General features: G+C 73.4%; 14 protein-coding genes. 6 read left to right on the top strand and 8 right to left on the bottom strand.

Translation table 11 applies throughout. The features are described 5' to 3' along the window. The first annotated feature begins 103 nt into the window (after positions 1-103). Both ACFPIH_RS50270 and ACFPIH_RS50265 read left to right on the top strand, forming a co-directional pair. Positions 104-1,252 (top strand): serine hydrolase domain-containing protein, encoded by a 1,149-nt coding sequence (locus ACFPIH_RS50270; protein ID WP_381186131.1) that lies wholly within the window; start codon positions 104-106, stop codon positions 1,250-1,252. 103 nt (positions 1,253-1,355) lie between these two features. Continuing rightward, positions 1,356-2,228: a hypothetical protein gene (locus ACFPIH_RS50265; protein ID WP_381186128.1), complete on the top strand. Its 873-nt coding sequence runs from the start codon at positions 1,356-1,358 to the stop codon at positions 2,226-2,228. Positions 2,229-2,231: 3 nt separating this feature from the next. Here the strand turns inward: ACFPIH_RS50265 and ACFPIH_RS50260 are convergent, their stop codons facing one another. Further along, on the bottom strand, positions 2,232-8,141 hold the full coding sequence (locus ACFPIH_RS50260; RefSeq protein WP_381186126.1) for a WD40 domain-containing protein: 5,910 nt from the start codon (positions 8,139-8,141) through the stop codon (positions 2,232-2,234). A gap of 121 nt (positions 8,142-8,262) precedes the next feature. On the opposite strand from ACFPIH_RS50260, the gene ACFPIH_RS50255 reads away from it, so the two are divergent. Then, the gene (locus ACFPIH_RS50255; protein ID WP_381186124.1) at positions 8,263-9,579 is read left to right on the top strand and encodes an ArsB/NhaD family transporter; all 1,317 of its coding nucleotides are present in this window, start codon (positions 8,263-8,265) and stop codon (positions 9,577-9,579) included. A gap of 308 nt (positions 9,580-9,887) precedes the next feature. On the opposite strand, the gene ACFPIH_RS50250 is transcribed toward ACFPIH_RS50255, so the two are convergent. The 7 genes from ACFPIH_RS50250 to ACFPIH_RS50220 all read right to left on the bottom strand — a co-directional run bounded on the left by ACFPIH_RS50250 (position 9,888) and on the right by ACFPIH_RS50220 (position 14,453). Then, positions 9,888-10,739: an inositol monophosphatase family protein gene (locus tag ACFPIH_RS50250; RefSeq protein WP_381186122.1), complete on the bottom strand. Its 852-nt coding sequence runs from the start codon at positions 10,737-10,739 to the stop codon at positions 9,888-9,890. Then, positions 10,720-11,373: a hypothetical protein gene (locus ACFPIH_RS50245; RefSeq protein ID WP_381186120.1), complete on the bottom strand. Its 654-nt coding sequence runs from the start codon at positions 11,371-11,373 to the stop codon at positions 10,720-10,722. The genes ACFPIH_RS50250 and ACFPIH_RS50245 overlap by 20 nt, the downstream gene beginning before the upstream one ends. Positions 11,374-11,410: 37 nt before the next feature. Beyond that, positions 11,411-12,373 carry a hypothetical protein gene (locus ACFPIH_RS50240; protein ID WP_381186118.1) on the bottom strand — a complete coding sequence of 321 codons (963 nt, stop codon included), beginning with the start codon at positions 12,371-12,373 and terminating at the stop codon, positions 11,411-11,413. A 77-nt stretch (positions 12,374-12,450) separates the two neighbouring features. After that, positions 12,451-12,984 (bottom strand): hypothetical protein, encoded by a 534-nt coding sequence (locus ACFPIH_RS50235; RefSeq protein ID WP_381186116.1) that lies wholly within the window; start codon positions 12,982-12,984, stop codon positions 12,451-12,453. After that, positions 12,968-13,468 carry an RNA polymerase sigma factor gene (locus ACFPIH_RS50230; RefSeq protein WP_381186113.1) on the bottom strand — a complete coding sequence of 167 codons (501 nt, stop codon included), beginning with the start codon at positions 13,466-13,468 and terminating at the stop codon, positions 12,968-12,970. The genes ACFPIH_RS50235 and ACFPIH_RS50230 overlap by 17 nt, the downstream gene beginning before the upstream one ends. Further along, positions 13,465-14,112: a class F sortase gene (locus ACFPIH_RS50225; RefSeq protein WP_381186110.1), complete on the bottom strand. Its 648-nt coding sequence runs from the start codon at positions 14,110-14,112 to the stop codon at positions 13,465-13,467. Before ACFPIH_RS50225 ends, ACFPIH_RS50230 begins: the two co-directional genes overlap by 4 nt. Further along, complete coding sequence (locus tag ACFPIH_RS50220; RefSeq protein WP_381186108.1) at positions 14,109-14,453, bottom strand: sortase-dependent protein; 345 nt, start codon at positions 14,451-14,453, stop codon at positions 14,109-14,111. Before ACFPIH_RS50220 ends, ACFPIH_RS50225 begins: the two co-directional genes overlap by 4 nt. Before the next feature lie 724 nt (positions 14,454-15,177). Here ACFPIH_RS50220 and ACFPIH_RS50215 point away from each other — a divergent pair. From ACFPIH_RS50215 to ACFPIH_RS50205, 3 genes are read left to right on the top strand one after another with little or no spacing between them, the layout of a single operon-like run. Next, the gene (locus tag ACFPIH_RS50215) at positions 15,178-16,257 is read left to right on the top strand and encodes an ABC transporter substrate-binding protein (protein ID WP_381186106.1); all 1,080 of its coding nucleotides are present in this window, start codon (positions 15,178-15,180) and stop codon (positions 16,255-16,257) included. A gap of 4 nt (positions 16,258-16,261) precedes the next feature. Further along, positions 16,262-17,851, top strand: coding sequence for a sugar ABC transporter ATP-binding protein (locus ACFPIH_RS50210; RefSeq protein ID WP_381186103.1), 1,590 nt, complete (start codon positions 16,262-16,264; stop codon positions 17,849-17,851). Next, entirely contained in the window at positions 17,844-18,797 is a 954-nt protein-coding gene (locus ACFPIH_RS50205; RefSeq protein ID WP_381186102.1) for an ABC transporter permease, read from the top strand. Before ACFPIH_RS50210 ends, ACFPIH_RS50205 begins: the two co-directional genes overlap by 8 nt. The last annotated feature ends 111 nt before the right edge of the window (positions 18,798-18,908 follow it).

The raw sequence follows: 18,908 nt of genomic DNA, 5'->3' as shown, positions 1-18,908 counted from the left end.
CTCTCAACTCCCCCAGTTTTCAAGGGGATTGATGAAAACACCCCTGCGCACGGCGAGGATCGTCCTGATCCCGATCCGGCCTTTCGATCCCTGGAGCCCTCGTATGCGCGCTCGTCGCCGCATCACCCTCGTCGCCGCCTCCCTGGTCCTCACCCTCACGGCGGCCGGGCCGCTGGCCGCCCCCGTGTTCGCCGCACCCGCGGCCGTCCAACGGGCGGGCGCGCTCGACACGGCGGCCCTCGCCGCCGCGCTGACCGGCCTCCCCGACGCCGACGCGACCGCCGCCCTCGTCCGGGTCGGCGGCACCGACGGCACCTGGCGCGGCAGCGCGGGCGTGCACGACCTGGCGAGCGGCGCGGCGGCGGACCCGGACGCCCGTTTCCGGGCCGGTTCGACGACGAAGGTGGTGACGGCGGCGGCCGTGCTGCGACTGGCGGCCCAGGGGCGGATAGACCTGAACACGCCCATCCAGCACTATCTGCCCGGACTGCTCGGCAAGCAGTTCCGGCCGATCACCGTACGGCAGCTGCTCAACCACACCAGCGGCATCCCGGTCGGCGTGAGCCTCGGCGACAGCTTCGCGGAGCTGTACGCCCACCGCTTCGAGACGCTCACCCCGCAGCGGGTCGCCGCGTCGGCGGGGGCGAAGAAGCCGGAGTTCCGCCCCGGGAAGAAGCAGCACTACCTCAACATCAACTACACGTTCCTCGGCCTGCTGATCGAGAAGGTGACCGGGCGGTCGTACGCCTCCCAGGCCACCCGGCTGGTGCTGGCGCCGGCCGGGATGCGGGACACGTACTTCCCGGGCACCGATCCGCGCATACTCGGCCCGCACAACCTCGGCTACCAGGCGGTGCAGCGGGCCGACGGGACGACGGAGTTCGTGGACGTCACCGAGTGGAACATGGCGGACCGGTTCGCGGCCGGGGACATGATCTCCACGACGGCCGACCTGGAGCGGCTGATCACCTCGCTCTTCCGGGGCCGGATCGTGCCGAAGCCGCAGCTCCAGGAGATGTTCACGGTCCCGGCGGGCATCGAGGGCGCCGCCTACAGCGCGGGACTCACGCGGTTCGAGGCCGACGGGAAGGTCTACTGGGTCAAGTCCGGCGGCCGGTACGGCTACAACTCGGCGGTCGCCGCCACCCGCGACCTCAGCCGGACCGTCGTCTACTCGGTCAACTCCACGGACGCGAAGAGCGAGGACGTGAACCCGGTCGTCAACCGGATCATCATGGCCGCGCTCAAGTAGCCGGTGCGGGTGTGTGGCTGGGCTGCATGGCGTGATACCCCCGAGGGGTATAGCATCGGCTGCATACCCCCCATAGGTATCCGGCAGCGAACGGGAGCCCGCGATGAACCCCCTCCAGAAGACCGCCGCCTTCACCGCCGCGCTCGCCGCGGTCTTCGGGGCCGCCTACGGAATCGGCGCGGCGGTCGGGCCGGGCTCGCCGCCACCCCGGCCCGCCGCCGCCCACGGGGAGGGTCACTCGGCGGAGTCCGAACCGATACACCTCACCCCGGCCGGACTCCAGGTCTCCGAGGGCGGCTACACCCTCGACCTGGCGACACGGACGCTGCCCGCCGGCCGGGCCGGCACCCTGCGCTTCACCGTCCGGGACGCACACGGCGACCCGGTCACCGCGTACGAGACCGAGCACACCAAGAAGCTCCACCTGATCCTGGCCTCCCGAGAGCTCACGGCCTTCCGCCACCTCCACCCCACCCGGGCCGCCGACGGCACCTGGAGCGCACAGGTCGACCTCCCGGCCGCCGGCGCCTACCGCGTCTTCGCGGACTTCCGCCCGGCCGGGGCGGCGGAGGGCCTCACCCTGGGCTCCGACCTCACCGTCACCGGCCGCTACACCGCGGCCGCACCGCCCCCGCCCTCCGCCACGACCAGCGTCGACGGCTACACCGTCACCCTCGGCGGGAGCCTCGAAGCGGGCGAGGAGAGCGACCTGACGTTCACCGTCCGCCGGGCGGGCGAACCGGTGCAGAGCCTCCAGCCCTACCTCGGCGCCTATGGCCACCTGGTCGCGCTGCGCTCCGGCGACCTCGCCTATCTGCACGTCCATCCGCACGACGAGGCCGAGGAGGGCCGTACGTCGGGCCCGTACATCTCCTTCGCCGCGACCACGCCCAGCGCGGGCACCTACCGGCTGTTCCTGGACTTCAAGGCGGGCGGCACGGTGCACACGGCGGCGTTCACCGTGCGCGCCCGCTGAGCCTCACGCCAGCGGCTCCTCCAGCGGCACGTTCCGTACCCCCGGCAGATGCCCGTCCAGTTCCCCCGGCTCGAACCGGCACATGCCGACCGCGTGCCAGAACTCGCCGGTGACGTCCCCCTCGTACTTGTAGCCGCCGGACGGCGCCAGCGCGGCCCAGCCGCCGGGCAGGCCGACGAGGGTGGCGCGCGGGGCCGGGGGGCCGTCGGCGGGGACGTCCCACAGCCGGACCGTGCCGTCCTCGCCGCCGCTGGCCAGCAGGGCGCCGTCCGGGCTGAAGGCGACCGCGAGGACCCGGCCCGTGTGGCCGCTCAGCACGGCCGTCCCGCGACCGGTGCGCGCGTCCCAGAGCCGGACCGTCCGGTCGTCCCCGGCCGTCGCGAGCAGCGGGCGCAGGGGGTGCGCGGCGGCCGCCCACAGCTTGCCGGTGTGTCCGGTCAGCCGGTGCGCGGCCACCCCGTCCCGCCAGATCACCGCGTGTCCGTCCCAGGAGGCGCTGGCCAGCCAGGATCCGTCGGGGGCGAACGTGACGGCGTACACCCGGTCGGTGTGGCCGTCGAGGACGGCGGTCACCCGGCGCTCGGCCAGGTCCCACACCCGCACCCTGCGGTCGTCGCAGCCGGTGGCGAGGGCCGCGCCGTCGGGCCGGAAGGCGATGGAGCGGACCCGGCCGTAGTGCTCGCCGATGGTGACGACGTGCGCTCCGGTGGCCCTGTACCAGAGGCACACGGTGTCGTCGTCCTGCGCGGTGGCGAGGAGTTCGGCGTCGGGGCTGAAGGCCTCGGCCCAGACGTGGTCGGTCTCGACATCCATCTCGCGCTGGTACTCGCCGGTGGCCGCGTTCCACAGGTACATGTCGCCGTCGCTGCTCGCGGTGGCCAGCAGCGGGCCGCCGGGGCTGAACACGGCCGAGACCAGCCGGTCGCTGCGGCCGGTCAGTTCACGCAGGTGACGTCCGGTGGCGGTGTCCCACAGCCGGATCACGCCGTCGTTGCCGCCGGCGGCGAGCATCGAGGAGTCGGCGTCGAAGGAGAGCGTGCAGATCCGCCGTCCGTGGCCGCGCAGGATGCGCCGGCCCTGGCCGGTGGCGGGGTCCCAGATGCGTACGACACCGTCGTTGCCGCCGGTCACCAGGAGGGAGCCGGTGTCGGGGGCGGGGCCGACGCCGGGCGGACGGAACTTGCACACCCAGACCGAGCCGCGGTGTTCCGAGGGCTGCCGGGTGAGCGGCACGGCGACCAGGGCGGAACGGCGCTCGGACTGCCGCCCCGACACGGCGACCGTGCCGGCCGAGGGCCCGCCGGACGCGGCGACGGGGTCGGTGGACCGCTCTCCGGCCCCGGCGGCCCCCGGCGCCGGCTCGGGGGCGACGCGCCAGAGCCGGACCACGCCCTGGCTGTCCCCGGCGGCCAGCAGGGTCCCGTCCGGGTCGAAGAGCACCTGGTAGACGGCGCCCCGGCAGCCGCCGAGCAGTCCGGCGGAGGTCCCCGTGGCCAGGTCCCACAGCCGTACCTCCCCCTCGGTGTCCCCGCTGACCAGGTACCGGCCGCCGGGATGGAAGTCGAGGGTGTAGACGCGCCCGGAGTGCCCGGTGAACTCGTGCTGCAGGCCGCGGCTCCCGAGGTCCCAGATCCGGATGGTTCCGTTCCGCTGTCCGTCGCCCCGGTCGCCGGTGGCCAGCAGACGGCCGTCCGGGCTGAACCGGGCCCGGTACACCGCGCCGCGGTGGCCGGGCAGTTCGCCGCTCCGCCGCCCGGTGGCGAGGTCCCACAGGCGTACGGCGGTGGAGGCGTCGCCGGTGACGAGGGTGGCGTTGCCCGGCCCGAAGGCCACGGTGTACACCGGCGCGGAGTGGCCGGGCAGCCGGTGCAGCGGGGTGCCGGAGGCGGTGTCCCAGACGGTGATCACGCCGTCCGCGTCGCCGGTGACCAGCAGGGAGCCGTCCGCGTCGAGGGCGAGGGGCCAGACCCCGCGCGGATGGACGTCCAGCACGTGCCGGCAGCGGCCGGAGACCGGGTCCCAGAGCCGGACGGTCCCGTCGGCACTGCCGGTGGCCAGCACCCGCGCCCGGAACTTCACGGCGTAGACCCGGTCGGTGTGGCCCTGGAGCGTGCGCAGGGCGGTGCCGGTGACGGCGTCGCAGACCAGCACCCCGCCGTCCTCGGCACCCACGGCGAGGAGTTCGCCGTCGGGGCTGTAGGAGATGGGTTCGGGCAGCCGGCTGGTCCGCATGTCGAAGCCGTACGGCACCCCGACCGCCGAGGGCCGGAAGCCGGAGTCGACGGCCATGCCGGGGGCGAGCGCGGCGGCGGCCAGTTCGGGGGCGTCGGGCAGTCCGGGCCCGGTGGTCGTGGCGATCAGCGCGGCCCGCTGCCAGCGCCCGCCCGCGACCCGCGCACCGGTCAGGTCGGAGCGGATCAGCCGGGCCCGCCGCAGGTCGGCGCCGCGCAGATCGGCGCCGGTGAGATCGGCGCCGTCGAGACGGGCACCGGTCAGCCGGGCGTCGCGCAGGACCGCGCCGGAGAGGTTGGCACCGATCAGCCGGGCGTCGGTGAGATCGGCGCGGGTGAGGTCGACGCCGGAGAAGTCGCGGTAGGAGAGGTCCTCCCCGGCGAGGGCGGCACCGCGCAGGTCGGTGTGGGAGGGCACCCGCAGCCGGGAGAGGATCTTCACGGCGTTGGCGTGGGCGGCCTCTTCGCCCTCACGCGTGAGCGCGCGTTCGGCCCACTGCTGGCAGGCGCGGTGGTCGGCGAGGTCGCACAGGAACTCCACGGCGAGCCGGCTGAGCTGCCGCCGGCCCAGCAGTGCGGTGTCGTCCTCGGCCAGCCTCCTCGCGCACTCGCGGGCGACCAGCCACTCCACCACCGAGCCGTGGATGAACCGGAACACGCCCTCCTCGCCGCGCACCAGCAGACTCCCGGAGCCGACGGCGTGCGCGGCCTGCCCCACGGACAGCCGGCTGTCGGCGAGCCCGGCGAGGGTCTCGGCGACATCGGTGAGCTCGTCGAGCCGCAGCGACTCCTGGCCGCTCTGCCACAGCCGCAGGGCGAGCGCGGTGACCGCGTTCCACATCTGGTCGAGGCTGAGTCCGGGGGCCCGGCCCGCTCCGCCGCCGGCGCGCTGCTGCTCGTAGGTCAGCCAGGCGGTCAGTACCTCCTGGTAGAGGCCTGCGGGGCTGAGGGCGCGGCCCGCTCCGGCGACCGCGCGCAGCTGGTCGTCGTCGAGATCGGCGACGAACCCGAGCAGCCGGGGGTTGCGGCACAGGGCGAGCAGGTCGGGGATGGCGTCCAGGAGGCGTACCCGGCGGTCGGCGGCGCGTTCGTCGCCGTCGTAGCGGTTGAGCAGGTAGGCGCGGATCTGCTGCGGGGTGAACTCCTGGACGGCGAGGACGCGCCGGTGCGGGAGCATCCCGACGCGTTCGCCGAGGGCGGTGAGGACCTGGCCCTGGGAGCGGAAGTGCTGGGTGCGGCTGCTGACGACGATCTTCGCGTGGTCGACGGCGGAGTCGAGGAGCACCTGGAGGCGCTCGGCGGCCCGGTCGTAGGTCACCCGGGTGACGAGTTCGTCGAAGCCGTCGAAGAGCAGCACGATCCGGCCCTGCTGCAGCATGTAGCGGAAGGCGCGCAGGTCGATGTTGTCGACGCCGTGCGCGGCGAGGTGGGCGGCGACCAGCCCCTCGAAGGAGTAGGCCCGGTCGAGTGCGTTCAGTTCCACCAGCAGCGGGACGAGGTGCGGGAGTTCGGCGGGGATCCGGCGGGCCAGCTCGCGCAGCGCGAAGGTCTTGCCGTGGCCGAAGTCGCCGAGCAGCAGCAGGAAGCGGCCCTGGTCGGAGTCGAGGAGGCGGAGCATGGCGTCGACCAAGCCGTCGCGGTCCTCGGCGTCGAGGCGCTCGATCTCCCGGTACCGCTGGGGCAGGTACATGCCCGGCGGGTAGCGGGGGTCGGTGCGCAGGCGTTCGCTCTGGGCGCCGACGTAGGCGCGCAGGTCGAGCAGGCCCTGGAACTCGGTGAAGCTGCGCACCCGGACGCCCCGGCGGCGGGCCAGGTCGCGCAGCTCGCGGGCGGGCGGCGGGCCGTCGTGGACGAGTTCCGCCTCGGTCTCGGAGTCCGCCGCGTGCACGAGGGCCACGATCCGGTCGACGTCCTGCGCGGTCGGGGTGCCGGTGTGCACGGCGACCCGCTGCTGGCGGACGAAGCCCGACTGGGTCCAGGTGACGAGGAGTTGGGGCACGGGTCCGGCGACCGGGCGGAGCTGGGCGCCCTCGTGCCGGGTGCGGCAGACCTCGGCGACACGGGCGAGCAGTAACTCGGCCGGGGACTGTAGGGCGCGGGGGTCGTCGTCCTGCGGGGTGGGCGCGGCCGGCCCACCGGGGCCGGTGTCGGTGTCGGGGGCTTCGTCGGGGGCGAACAGGCGGTGGGCGCGACGCCATTCGAGGGTGCTGCGCCGTGGCTCGCCGGGTCGCGGCCAGCTGGCGAGTCCGTCCCGGCCGACGCGCAGCAACTGGTGCCGGGCGGTTCCGAGCAGGGGGAGTTCGCCGGCGGGGGTGGTGAGCGCGGTGTGGGCGCCGGACCCGGCCGGGCCGTGCAGCAGCAGATGCAGCCGGGGTGCGGTGAGCCGGGTCAGCACCTCGGTGTCGCGCAGCGGCCCGGAGCCGTCCTGGGCCGCGCCGCGCGGGGCGGCTCCCGGCCGGGCGGCACCGGGAGCGTGCCGCAGCGCGCCGATCCTGAGCCAGCCCTCCTCCTCGTACGGCCGCAGGGCCTGCGCGAACCAGGCGGCCTGCTCGGGCCCGACCATGCCGTACTGGTCGTCGAGGCGATGGCTGTAGGCCAGGGAGGAGTTGAGGCCGGCGACGACGGTGTGCAGTTCGGGCACCGGGAACAGGGTCCACGGCTGATCGCTGTCGAAGACGACGTCGAGCCCCTGGTACAGCTCCTGGAAGAGCCGGGCGAAGTGGCGCCACTTGGGCCAGTAGGGCGGCCGGGGCGGCATCTCGTCGGCCTCGCAGGTGCTGAAGTAGGCCCGGCAGGCGGCCTGGTTGACGTCACGGCCGCCGGGGACGAGGGCGATCCGGTGCGGTTCGAGGCCGAGCAGGGCGCGCAGCCCGGTGAGGAAGGCGAGGGCCTGGTCGAACTCGCGGGGGCTGCCGGAGGCGGTGAGGTCCCCGGTGACGACGAGCAGGTCGGGCGCGGGCGCGCCCGCGTCCGTCAGCTCGACGAGATCCCCCCAGATGGCGGCCTGCAGCTCGGCCGGGTCCTGTCCCCGCCCGAAGGCGGGCCCGGCCAGTTGCAGCACGGTGACGGCCTCGCGGGCGGCCGGGTCTCCGGCGACCGGCGGATACCCGGGCGGCGCGGCGGGCCTGCGCCGCCCGGCCCACCCGGGACGGCCGAGCGGCCGTCCGGCGGAGGGCGCGGCGGGCGCCGGAGGCGGCGGGGGCGGCACGGGCTGCCCGCTGCCGCCCGGGTAGTCGGGCCGCAGACTGGGCCGGGCGCGCCCGTCGAGCGCCTGCCGGACCCGGGTGAGGAGCAGCTCGCGGGCTGCGACCGGATCGGCGACCGGCACCAGGTCCACGTAGGTGATGGTGGCGAGCAGCCCTTCCACCGGGATGTCCTGGACCCGCACGGTGATCAGCCGCCGCTCGGGCGCGTCCGGGTCGGCGCGCAGGGCGGCCTGCCACTCCATCCGCCCGTACCGGGACCGCTCGTAGTTCCTCGACAGTACGGCGATGACGGCCGCGGACTCGCTCACCCCCCGGTCCATGAAGTCCACGAAGTTCGTCCCCGGCACGAAGTCCCAGGCCTGAAGGACGGTCCGGTACCCGGCCTCCTCCAGCGTCCAGGCGATCCAGGACGCCCACCGCTCGTCGGCGGGCGAGTAACTGACGAAGAAGTCCAACGGCCCGGTGTCACCGGTCATCCGACGCGCCCCCATGTCCCCCGTGTCACGTATTCATGATGCATCGAGTCGGCAGCGATATGGGCTGTTTTCGCAGCAGTCCCTGGTCACAGCCGAGGACAAGTGTGCGACCCTTCCCTGCGTGTTTGTGTTGAGGCGTCTGCATGTGCTGGACCGGGTGGCGATCGGGCTGCTCGTGGTCGGCCTGGTCTGTGTGGCCTCGGGGCTGCTGCCGACCGCGTCCGCGGGCGACGCGATGACCCGGATCGCTCCGCTGCTGGCGTTCCTGGGCACGGTGATCGTGCTGGCCGAGCTGACCAGCAGGGCCGAGGTCTTCGACGTGGTGGCGGCGCGGGTGGCCCGGGCGGGCCGGGGAAGTTACGCGCTCCTGTTCCTGCTCTGCGTGGCCTTCGCCTCCGTCACGACGATCTCCCTCAACCTCGACACCACGGCCGTGCTCCTCACGCCCGTGATGCTGGCGCTGGCCGGCCGGGTCGGCATCGCGGTGGTCCCGCTGGCGATGACGACGGTGTGGCTCGCCAACACCGCGAGCCTCCTCCTCCCCGTCTCCAACCTGACGAACCTGCTGGCCGCGGACCGGGTGGCACTGTCCTCGCTGGGGCTGGCCGGTCGCATGTGGGCACCGCAGCTGGCGGCGATCCTGGTGACGATGGCCTGCCTGTGGGGGTTCTACTGGCGGCGCGGGCGGCGTACGACCGAGTCGGCGGTTCTGCCGGGGGACGGACCGGGGGCGGTGCGGGTGGCGGACGCCGTACAGCGCAAGGACGGCGTACAGCGCAAAGACGGCGTGCTGCGGCGGGACGGCGTGCGCCCGGAAGGCGCCGACCGCTACGAGCCGCCCGGAGTACACCGCCCCGCCGACCCCGTGCTGTTCCGTGTCTGTGCCCTGGCCTGCGCGGGATTCCTCGTGGCGATCCTGGTCGCCGACGTGGAGCTGTGGGTGGCGTCCGCGACGGCGGCGGCGGTGACCGTGGCCGTGTTCGCCCTGCGCGACCGCCCGGCGCTGCGGTGGTCGCTGGTGCCGTGGCGGCTGCTGGTGATGGTGCCGGGCATGTTCCTGGTCGTCGAGACGGTCAACGCGCACGGCCTGCACGACCTCCTGGCCGCCGCGGTCGGCGACGACGGCGGCGTGCTGGGCCAGTTCCGCGCGGCGGCGGTCGGCGGCGGGCTGTCGAACGTCCTCAACAACCTGCCCGTCTACCTGGCCGGCGAGTCCGCGGTCCCCGTCGCCAACCACGACCAGCTGCTCGCCCTCCTGATCGGCACCAACGCGGGCCCGGTGATCACCCCGTGGGCCTCCCTGGCGACCCTGCTCTGGTACGAGCGCTGCGTCGCGTACGGCGTCCGGATTCCGATGGGCCGGCTGATGGCCACGGGCGCGGTACTCGCGGTGACCTCGGTAGCGGCATCGGTGGCAGCGCTGTCGCTCACGCGTTAGCCGGAACCGGACACCCGCCGCGGACCCGGCTCGGCGGCACTCCGCCGGGCGCTGTCGCCGACGCGGCACGACCTGACCGGCCGGAGCCGGCCACCCGGCACGGACCCACCACCGGCGGCACTCCGCCGGTCGGCGGCCTCGGGCCCGCCCCGGAGCCCGGGTCCCGCGGCCCGCCGCCCCTGCCCGGACCGCGAGGCCCTCACCGACGCCGCCACACAGCCGAACAGCACAGCAGGCGGCACCTCGCCGAGCGGTGGCGCCGGGCCCGGCCCGGGGGTCCTGCGGCAAGCCGCGCGCCGCCCCGGTCGCTACGGCACCCCGCCGAGCAGTGGGGGTGCGCAGGCCACCAGGTCCAGGAGAGTGGGCAGGGTTTCCGGGCGGGCGGCGACGAAGGTGCGGTCGGTGTCGGGGCCGGTGTGGGTGGGGGTGAAGTCGCTGCCGTCCGGGCGGCACAGGGTGACCCCGGCCTCGCGGGCGAGCAGGGCGCCGGCCGGGAGGTCGATGGCCTCGGCGCGGTAGCCGACGAAGCCGTCGATGTCGCCCCGGGCCAGCATGGTCCAGGCGACGAGCGGGGCCCAGAGCTGGAGCAGTCGGCGGGAGCGGAGTTCCAGGGTGTGGCGCAGGGCGCGGGCGGCGGGGTCGTCGCGGCCCACGGCGTGCCCCTGGGTCCAGGCGAGGAGGGGGCCCGAGGAGGGCAACGGGCGCGCGCACGGGGTCAGCCGCCCGGTGGGGCCGTACGTGCCCGCGCCGCGCCGGGCCGACCAGGTGCGGCCGGTGACCGGGTCGTGGACCACGCCGACCACCGGTGCCCCGTCGATGCACAGAGCGATGCCGACGACGTAGACGGGCAGGCCGATCACCACGTTGTTGCTGCCGTCGAGGGGGTCCACCAGCCAGGTGCGGGCGCCGTCTCCGTCACCCGCGGCGGGCTCGCCCGTCTCCTCGGCGAGGATCCGGTCGTGCGGGTGGTCCGCGCGGATCCGGTCGACGACCAGCCGCTCGGCCAGCAGGTCCAGGTCGGTGACGACGTCGCCGAGCGGGCCCTTGGGACGGGCGGTGAAACCGTCGGGGAAGCGGGAGCGCAGCAGGGCCCCCGCCGCCTCGGCGGCGGCCACGGCCGTACGGCACTCGAAGCGGAAGTCATCCGGGGTCGGGGTCATGGATCCTCCTGAGGGCGGCCCGGGCGATCCGGGCGGTCTGGGCCGCGTCGCACATCCTGCGCACCACCCGGTGGCCGGGGGCGCGCAGGGGGCCGAGGGAGAGGTCCGCCCGGCCCGGCAGGGTCCGCCCCAGCACGAGGGTGGCGGTCGGACGGCCGTCCGGGACGACGGTGGTGTGGAACGCCCCCGCCGGAAGGGCGTACGTCTGGCCGCGGGAGCTGGTCTGTTCGGAGCCCGGCGAGCAGCGCACCAGCCGTCTGGTGGGGCGCAGTTCGTCCACTCCGGACGGTTCGCTGTGCACTTCGAACAGCCGGTGGGTGGGGGCGCCGACGCCCTCCTCGACGTCCATGTGCCGGTTGCTCAGCCGCCCGTAGAGCACGGTGCTGATCAGGTCCCAGCTGTGGGAGTGCACTTGATGGTCCGTCAGCAGCCGGTCCGTCGGGCCGAAGACGTGCACGCAGACGCCCTCCGCGCCGTCCCGCAGCACGGGCAGGCAGACGAACCCCAGTGGATGGCGCACCGCGCGCAGCACACGGCGGCCGGTGGCGACCTCTTCCAGTTCCGATGCGGCGTGCCGCACCAGCTCGGCGGTCTCACCCCGCCGGGCGGCCCGTTCCAGGGCCGGATAGTCCATCGCTCCCCCTTGTTGGCCCTTGTTCGCCCCGCGGCGCTCACCTGCGGTAGGGGTCCTCCGCGTGCAGCGCCTTGTCGATGATGTCGCCGACGTCGCGGTCGGTGAAGCTCGTCGGCAGCGGCAGACCGAGCCGGTCCAGGAAGCGTCTGACCTCGTCGACGGTGGGTTCCTCGCTCAGCGGGGTGGCGTCCCGCAGGTCGAGCTTGACCGCCTGTTCCCGGCTCTGGTGCAACTCGGTGACGTAGTAGTCGTACAGAGGGCGGTCCCGCTCCACGTACAGGCTGACGCGGCGCGGGTCGTCCTGGGTGATGATCAGGCAGGTGTCGGACAGGTCGAAGCGCAGGGCCGGCGCCACGGAGTTGAGGTGCACGTCGATCTCGAGGGTGTCCAGCCGCTGCCGGTACCAGCCGGCGGCCAGGACGGTGGCGTACGACTCCTTGCGGGTGCGCTCGGTGGTCCAGCCGGCGGTGCCCGCGCCGCCCTCGTGGCCGAAGGTGCGTCTGAAGCGGGCGTACGCCTCGCAGACACGGTCGTCGCCCGGGTTGACGATGTCGATCTTCATGCTGAGGGCGCGGCGCTGCCGCTGTGCCTCCAGCGCGCACTGCGGGAGCGTGACGGCCCGCAGATAGGTGCCGGTGCCGCCCTTGAACACCCAGCGGCCGGTGGAGCGTCTGGCCTGTTCGTGCGCCAGCCCCACCTCCGGGCCGGCCAGGGTGCGGACCATCGCCAGATCCTCGATCGCGCGGCCGGTCGCGGCGGTCGCGGCGCGGATGTCGGCCATCCGTCGCCGGCGCTCGGTCAGCGAGCCGTAGACCAGCGCGGCGAGAACGAGCAGCACGGAGCCGGTGACGATGTTGTCGTCGAAGTTCTTGTTCGTGATGTCCAGCAGGCCCACGGTCAGGGCGACCGCGATGGCCACGACCCCGTCCGCGTTCCGGACCGCCCAGGCGATCGAGTCCTCCAGCCGACGCCCCGACGGCTGCGGTGTACTGCGTGACACGTCCCCCACCCTCCCCCGACGGCGCCTTCCATGGTACGGGCGACCACCGACAGTCGGCTACGGTGCGTGAATCGGCCTCAACGGCGCGTATCCGCCGCCGAGGACGTGGTCGGGGCGGTACGGCGTTCCGCCGCCGTGCTCTGCTCGGAGGGGGCCTTGCTGGGGGCAGCGGTGTCGTCGCGGGCACCCGGCGTGCGGGTGTCGGGGACCGGGGTCACGGTCCCCACGGTAGGGGTGGGCTTCGCCGGGCGGGGCGAGTCTTCGGCGGGGGTGGTCGCACCGGCACTCGGGCTGCTCGCGGGGGGCGGGGCGAGCGGGACCGCCGGGGGCGCCTGGGTGTCGCGAGCCGTCATCCGCAGCGGCACCAGCACGGCGAGCGCGATGACGGCGCAGGTCAGTCCGGCTCCGGCGGCGGCCCGCAGGGTGCGGCGACGGGAGGCACCGCGGCGGATCTCCTCGTACCGTCCGGGGGGCGGGACGAGATGGCCGTGGGTGGACCGCAGGACGACGGTGAGCGGGTCGTCGGGGTCGGGTGCGTGGTCGGGTTCGAGTCGGTATCGGTATCCGGTGTCCGCGCCGTCGCCGAAGTCGTCGTCAGCGGGTGTGATCAAGGCTTCTCCTCAGATGGGCGCGGAGCAGTTCGCGGGCCGCGTGCAGGTCGGCCTTGACGGTTCCTTCCTTGCGCCCGGTCAGCACGGACACCTCCCGGATCGGCATGTCAGCGTAGTAGTGCAGCAGGATCGGGACGCGCAGCCGGTCCGGCAACGACTGCACGAGCAGCCGGACCGAGGGGTCGTCGGGCTGGGCGTCCGGGCTCACCGCGGCCTCGGCGGTCACCCGCCGTATCGCCCTGCGTTCGCGCTCCAGCTTGCGCCAGTGGTCGCGGACCAGGTTGGCGGCGGTGACATAGAGGAAGCCCTGGGGTTCGGCGACGGAGGTCCAGCGGGCCCAGAGGCGGGTGAACGCCTCCGAGGCGATCTCGTGGGCGGTCCCGTCGTCGTCGACGAGCCGGCGGCACCAGCCGGCGAGACGCGGGTAGAGGGCGGCGAACAGTTCGGACGCCGCCCTCTCCCGGGACCGAGAAGGCCGTTTCAACGTTCTCCCGCAGAACTCGCAGAGGTGAGGGCGGCGAAGACGATCACGTTGTCCCGGTAGCCGTCCCCGGTACGGGGCCCGCCGCACGTGATGAGACGGAGTTCCGGCCGGTCCACGTTCCCGTAGACGTCCTCGGTCGGGAACTCGCCCTTGTCGACGGTCCGCACGCCGGTGACGGCGAACTCGGCCGTACCGCCGTTCTCCAGGCGCGCCGCGATCCGGTCACCCGCGCGCAGCTGATCCAGGTGCCGGAAGACGCCGTCGCCGTACGTGCCGACCGTGACATGGGCGAGGATCACCGACGGTCCGGTCTGCCCCGGGGTCGGCGAGTTCTCGTACCAACCCGCCCGGTCGTGCGCCTCGACGGGAGGCACCTCGACCGTGCCGTCGGCGGCCAGCCCCAGCCGCATGACGGACGTGTCGACCCCGATCGCGGGGATCCGCAACCCGACCGGCACCGACCGCGCGAGGGAACGCGCGGCCGGGGACGGGGTGCTGTCGGCACCAGGGGTGCTGTGTCCACGGACGGCGGCCGTCGTGGCCCGGTCCCGGTCTCCCGGGTCCGCTGCGGGATGGCCGCCGCAGCCCACCAGCAGAGCCGTCAGGGCGACGGCGCCCAGGGCGCGCCTGGAGAGCGGGCTCATGCGCCGGTCGCCCTCCGGCGCCGTACGACGAAGAGGCCCGCGCCACCCGCGACGAGCACCGCGGCCGCGGCACCGCCGCCGACGAGCGTGCCGTTGCCGCCGGACGACTCCTGCGTGACACCGGTGTCGGCGGCACCCCGCGGGACGACACTGACCTGGTCGCGCGCGGGCTCGGTGCTCTCGCCCTCCGGCACCGCGCCCGGCGTGGGGGCGGTGGACTGGCCCTCGGCCACCTTGCTGGGCACGGGGGTGGGTGTCCCCCCGTCGGCGAACGCCGGCGCCGCCCCCGCCAGCAGGGCGGTACCCGTGAGGGCCAGGGCAGCGAGCCCGGTTCGGGACATGAATCGCATGTGTCGCTCTCTCTCGTCGGTCCATCGCCGACGGGCCGTTGGTCAGCGGCCCGTTGACGGATCGAGCGGAGAGACGAGGGGGCGGGGGGACAGGTTGTAAAGAGATGGCAAAGCCATGCCGGGGGTCAGCCCGTGGCCTCGTTGATCCACGGGTCGGAGCCGCACGCCCCGTGGCCCTTGGAGGTGTCGCGCATGTCGACGAAGAAGGCCGGCTCCTTGGCCTTGGACTTGATGTCCTTCTAGAGGCCCGCGAGCTCGGGGATCGTACTGCGGTTTGTCAGCCACGCCGTTCGGCCCCGTTCCAGGGGAAGTGACTTTCAGTTCCCGTGAATTGACTCTCGCACCCGCCGCATTGCCCGCGCCGTCCCGAACTACCTGCCCCCTTTTCCTTTCTCCCCTGGGCCCACGGACCGGTCCGCGGGGCAGGTGTGTCCGTCGTGCCGGTCGACGGTGCCGCGGCGATACCCCGGACACCGCCGTCGCAGACCCCCGAGCACGCGTGTTGTGCAATGCGAAATTTTGTGTTGCAGACGTGGTGCCCGGCCGGGGGTACCTCCTACGTTCCCCTCTCAACAGACCGGTCCTCACCGGGCGAACCGCCCTCCCACGACCGGAACAGTGATGTTCCGTGCGCGGACCCGGTGCCCTGCCCTCTCCCCAACTCACCTGTCATCCGGTGCCGTCCGGGCACCTTCGAGGGATTCGAGGAACTTCGATGAACGCACGTTCCGTACGTGGTGCGGTGGCGGTCGCCGCCTCCCTCTGTGCGCTGGCCGGGGTCACCGCCTGCGACGTCCAGAACAGTGACGACAGCAGCACGGCCGCGGCCGGCGCCAGTGGCTCCGCGAACGCCACGCAGGCCAAGGACCTCAAGGTCGGCTGGTCGACCATCTACCTCACCCCGTCGTGGATGCAGCAGACCCTGAAGATGCTGCAGACCGACGTGGACAAGCTGAAGTCGAGCGGCAAGGTGTCCGCGTTCAAGACGTTCAACGCCAACGGCGACACCTCGCAGCAGATCGCGCAGATCCGCGCCATGATCCAGCAGAAGTACGACGTGATCCTCGTCGACGCGGGCTCGTCCACCGCGCTCAACCCGGCGCTCGAGCAGGCCGTCGCCGCCGGGATCACCGTCGTCGCCTTCGACTCGTTGCCGACCAGCACGAAGGTGATCCGGGTCGGCACGGACCAGAAGGCCTGGGGTTCGATGATGGCCACCTGGCTGGCCAAGAAGCTGGACGGCAAGGGCAGCATCATCGCCATGAACGGGCCCGCCGGGGTCGCGGTGAGCGAGGACCGGTGGTCCGGTGCCGAGGCGGTGTTCAAGAAGTACCCCGGCATCAAGATCGTCAGCAATGTGCACAGCGAGTACAACCTCGCCCCGGCCGCCCAGGCCTTCGCCTCCGCCTACTCCGCCCACCCGGACATCGACGGCGTCTTCTCGCAGGGCGGCGCGCTGTCGGCGGCGGCGCTCCAGACGCTGGTCAAGCAGGACAAGAAGCTCGTCCCGATCACCGGCGAGAACTACAACGGCTTCCTCAAGATGTGGCAGACCAAGCAGAAGGAAGGTTTCTCCTCGATCGCCACCGCCCAGCCCAACTACCTGTCCGTGATCGCCCTGGAAGCCGCCGTCGCCAAGCGGGAGGGGGCCTCGGTCCCCCAGGACATCACCGTGCCGCTGCCCGAGATCACCGACAGCAACCTCGCCCAGTACGCCAAGCCCGACCAGCCGGACGACTCCTACCCGATCAACGACATCTCCCAGTCCGAGATCGACAAGCTCATCGGCAAGTGAGCGGGTGACGACCGTGGCGCTGCTGAGCGTGGAGAAGGTGTCGAAGTCGTTCGCGGGCAACCGGGTGCTCACGGACGTGAGTTTCGAGGTCGGGCCCGGGGAGGTGCTGGCCCTCGTCGGGGAGAACGGGGCCGGCAAGTCCACCGTGCTCTCCCTCATCACCGGGCTCCTGACACCCGACACAGGCCGCGTCGTCTTCGACGGCGTTCCGGTCGCCCGGGCGTGGTCTCCCCACCGCGCCCGGGCCGCCGGGATCGGCTCCGTGCACCAGGAGTTGAGCCTCAACCCGCACCAGAGCGTCGCGGAGAACGTCTTCCTCGGGTCCTGGCCCTCCCGGCGGGGGCTGGTCCGGGGCCGGGACCTCGCGGCCCGCGCCGAGCCGCTGCTCGCGCGGGTCGGCCTCGACGTCGACCCGCGCACGCCGGCCGGGCGGCTGCCGCTGGGCCGGCAGCAACTGGTCGAACTGGCCAAGGCGCTGGCGGGCGAGCCGCGTCTGCTCATCCTCGACGAGGCCACCTCCGCACTCGACGAGGACCAGGTCGCCGCCGTCTTCCGGGTGATCCGCGCCCTCCGCGACCAGGGCGGCTCGGTGATCCTGGTGAGCCACCGCATGGCCGAACTCTTCACCGCCAGCGACCGGTTGACCGTCCTGAAGGACGGCGCGGTGATGGCGACCCGGGAGCGCGGGCACACGGATCACGACGACATCGTGCGGCTGATGGTGGGCCGGGAGCTGTCGGACCTGTTCCCGGCGAAGCCGGCGCCCGCCACCGAGAAGGAGACCGGCGCCGAGAAGGAGACCGGCGCCAAGAAGACAGACACTCCCGCCCCCCTCCTCCGCGTCCGCGGACTCACCGTCCCCCGTGCCTGTTCCGGTGTCGACCTCGACCTGGTCCCCGGACGGATCACCGGACTCGGCGGCCTCCAGGGCCAGGGGCAGCGGGAGGTGCTGCGGGCGTTGTTCGGGCTGGTGCGGCACACCGGGGAGGTCGTCTTCGACGGGCGGCCGGTGCGGTTGTCCTCGCCGCGGGACGCGATCCGGCACCGTATCGCGTACGTGCCCGAGGACCGGAAGGTCGAGGGCGTCCACACCGTGCGCAGTGTGCGGGACAACCTCGCGCTGCCCAGCATGCGCGCCCTCGCCCCCGCCGGCCGGCTCACCACAGTCTCGCGTGGTGCCGAGGCCGCGCTGGTCGAGGAGTTGATCGAGCGGCTGCGCGTCAAGGCGGCCTCCCCCGCACAGGAGGTGCGTCGGCTCTCGGGCGGCAACCAGCAGAAGGTCGCGCTGGCCAAGTGGCTGCCGACCGGACCCCGCGTCCTGCTGCTCGCCGAGCCGACCCGGGGCATCGACATCGGCACCAAGCGCGAGATCTACCATCTGCTGCGCCGCCTGGCCGACGACGGCCTCGCGGTGCTCGTCACCTCCGGAGACACCATGGAACTGGTCGGCCTGTGCGACGAGGTGGCCGTCCTGTACGAGGGGACGGTCGTGGACCGCCTCAGCGGACCCGAGCTGACCGAGGAACGCCTGGTCAGGTCGTCGGTCATGGGGACGGCCGAAGCCGAGGGCACCGGGAGCGTGGTCCGTGCGTGAGCGCCTCACGGCTGCCGCGCGCGGCAACACCGACCTCCTCGCCCTGGCGGCACTGCTGCTGATGCTGCTGGTCGCCTACCAGCACTACGACTCCAGCCTGCTCACCCCCGCGTCGATCACCATCCTGTCCGCGCAGTTCCTGCCGCTGATCCTGGCCGCGGCCGGACAGACGACGGTCATGCTGCTCGGCGGGATCGACCTCTCGCTGGGTGCGGTGCTCGGGCTCGCCATGGCCGTCTTCGCGACGTACGACGCCCAGGGCGCGGGCGGGGTGGCGACGGCCGCGGTGCTCGCCCTGGCCGTGGCCGTCGCCGCCGGAGCCGTCAACGGCGCGCTCGTCGCGTACGCCGGACTGCCCCCGATCGTGGTGACGCTCGCCGCGTCGTTCCTCTGGGGCGGGGTCACCCTCGTGGTGCTGCCGCAGCCCGGCGGGAAGGTGCCGGGCGGGCTGGTGGACGCGTACAACAACGGGTGGAACGGGGTGGCCGTCCCCGCCGTGGCCGTCGCCGTCGTGCTCGTCGTCTGGAAGCTGGTGCGCACCACCCGGCACGGGCTCGCGCTCTACGCCGTCGGCGGCAACGAGCACGGCGCCTACGCCAGCGGGCTGCACACCCGGGCGGTGAAGATCTCGGGGTACGCCCTGGCCGGCGCGTTCACCGGGCTCGCCGGGATCGGGCTGGCCATCCAGACCGGCTCCGCCGACCCGACGATCGGCACCCCTTACACGCTCAACTCCATCGCCGCCTCGGTGCTCGGCGGCATCAGCTTCTTCGGCGGGGTCGGCCGGATGCGCGGCACCGTACTCGGCGCGCTGGTCATCGGCCTGCTGACCAACCTGCTGCTGTTCACGGGCATCTCGCCCTTCTACCAGCTCATCGTGCAGGGCGTGATTCTCGTCGTCGCCCTCGCCCTGAAGACGTATCTCACGAGGGAGGCCGCTGCCTAATGCTGAAGTCAAGCCACGAGACGAAGAGTTGGCCGGGCTTCGAAGGGCCGACGGTCACGCAGGATGGCGTAGAGGACGTTGACCTTGCGCCGGGCGAGTGCGATCAGGGCC

The organism is Streptomyces vulcanius (genome assembly GCF_042653945.1).
In the GTDB taxonomy this organism is placed as follows: domain Bacteria; phylum Actinomycetota; class Actinomycetes; order Streptomycetales; family Streptomycetaceae; genus Streptomyces; species Streptomyces mangrovi.
Note: the sequence above shows the minus strand (reverse complement) of the source record. Positions and strands in the feature narration are given on the sequence as shown.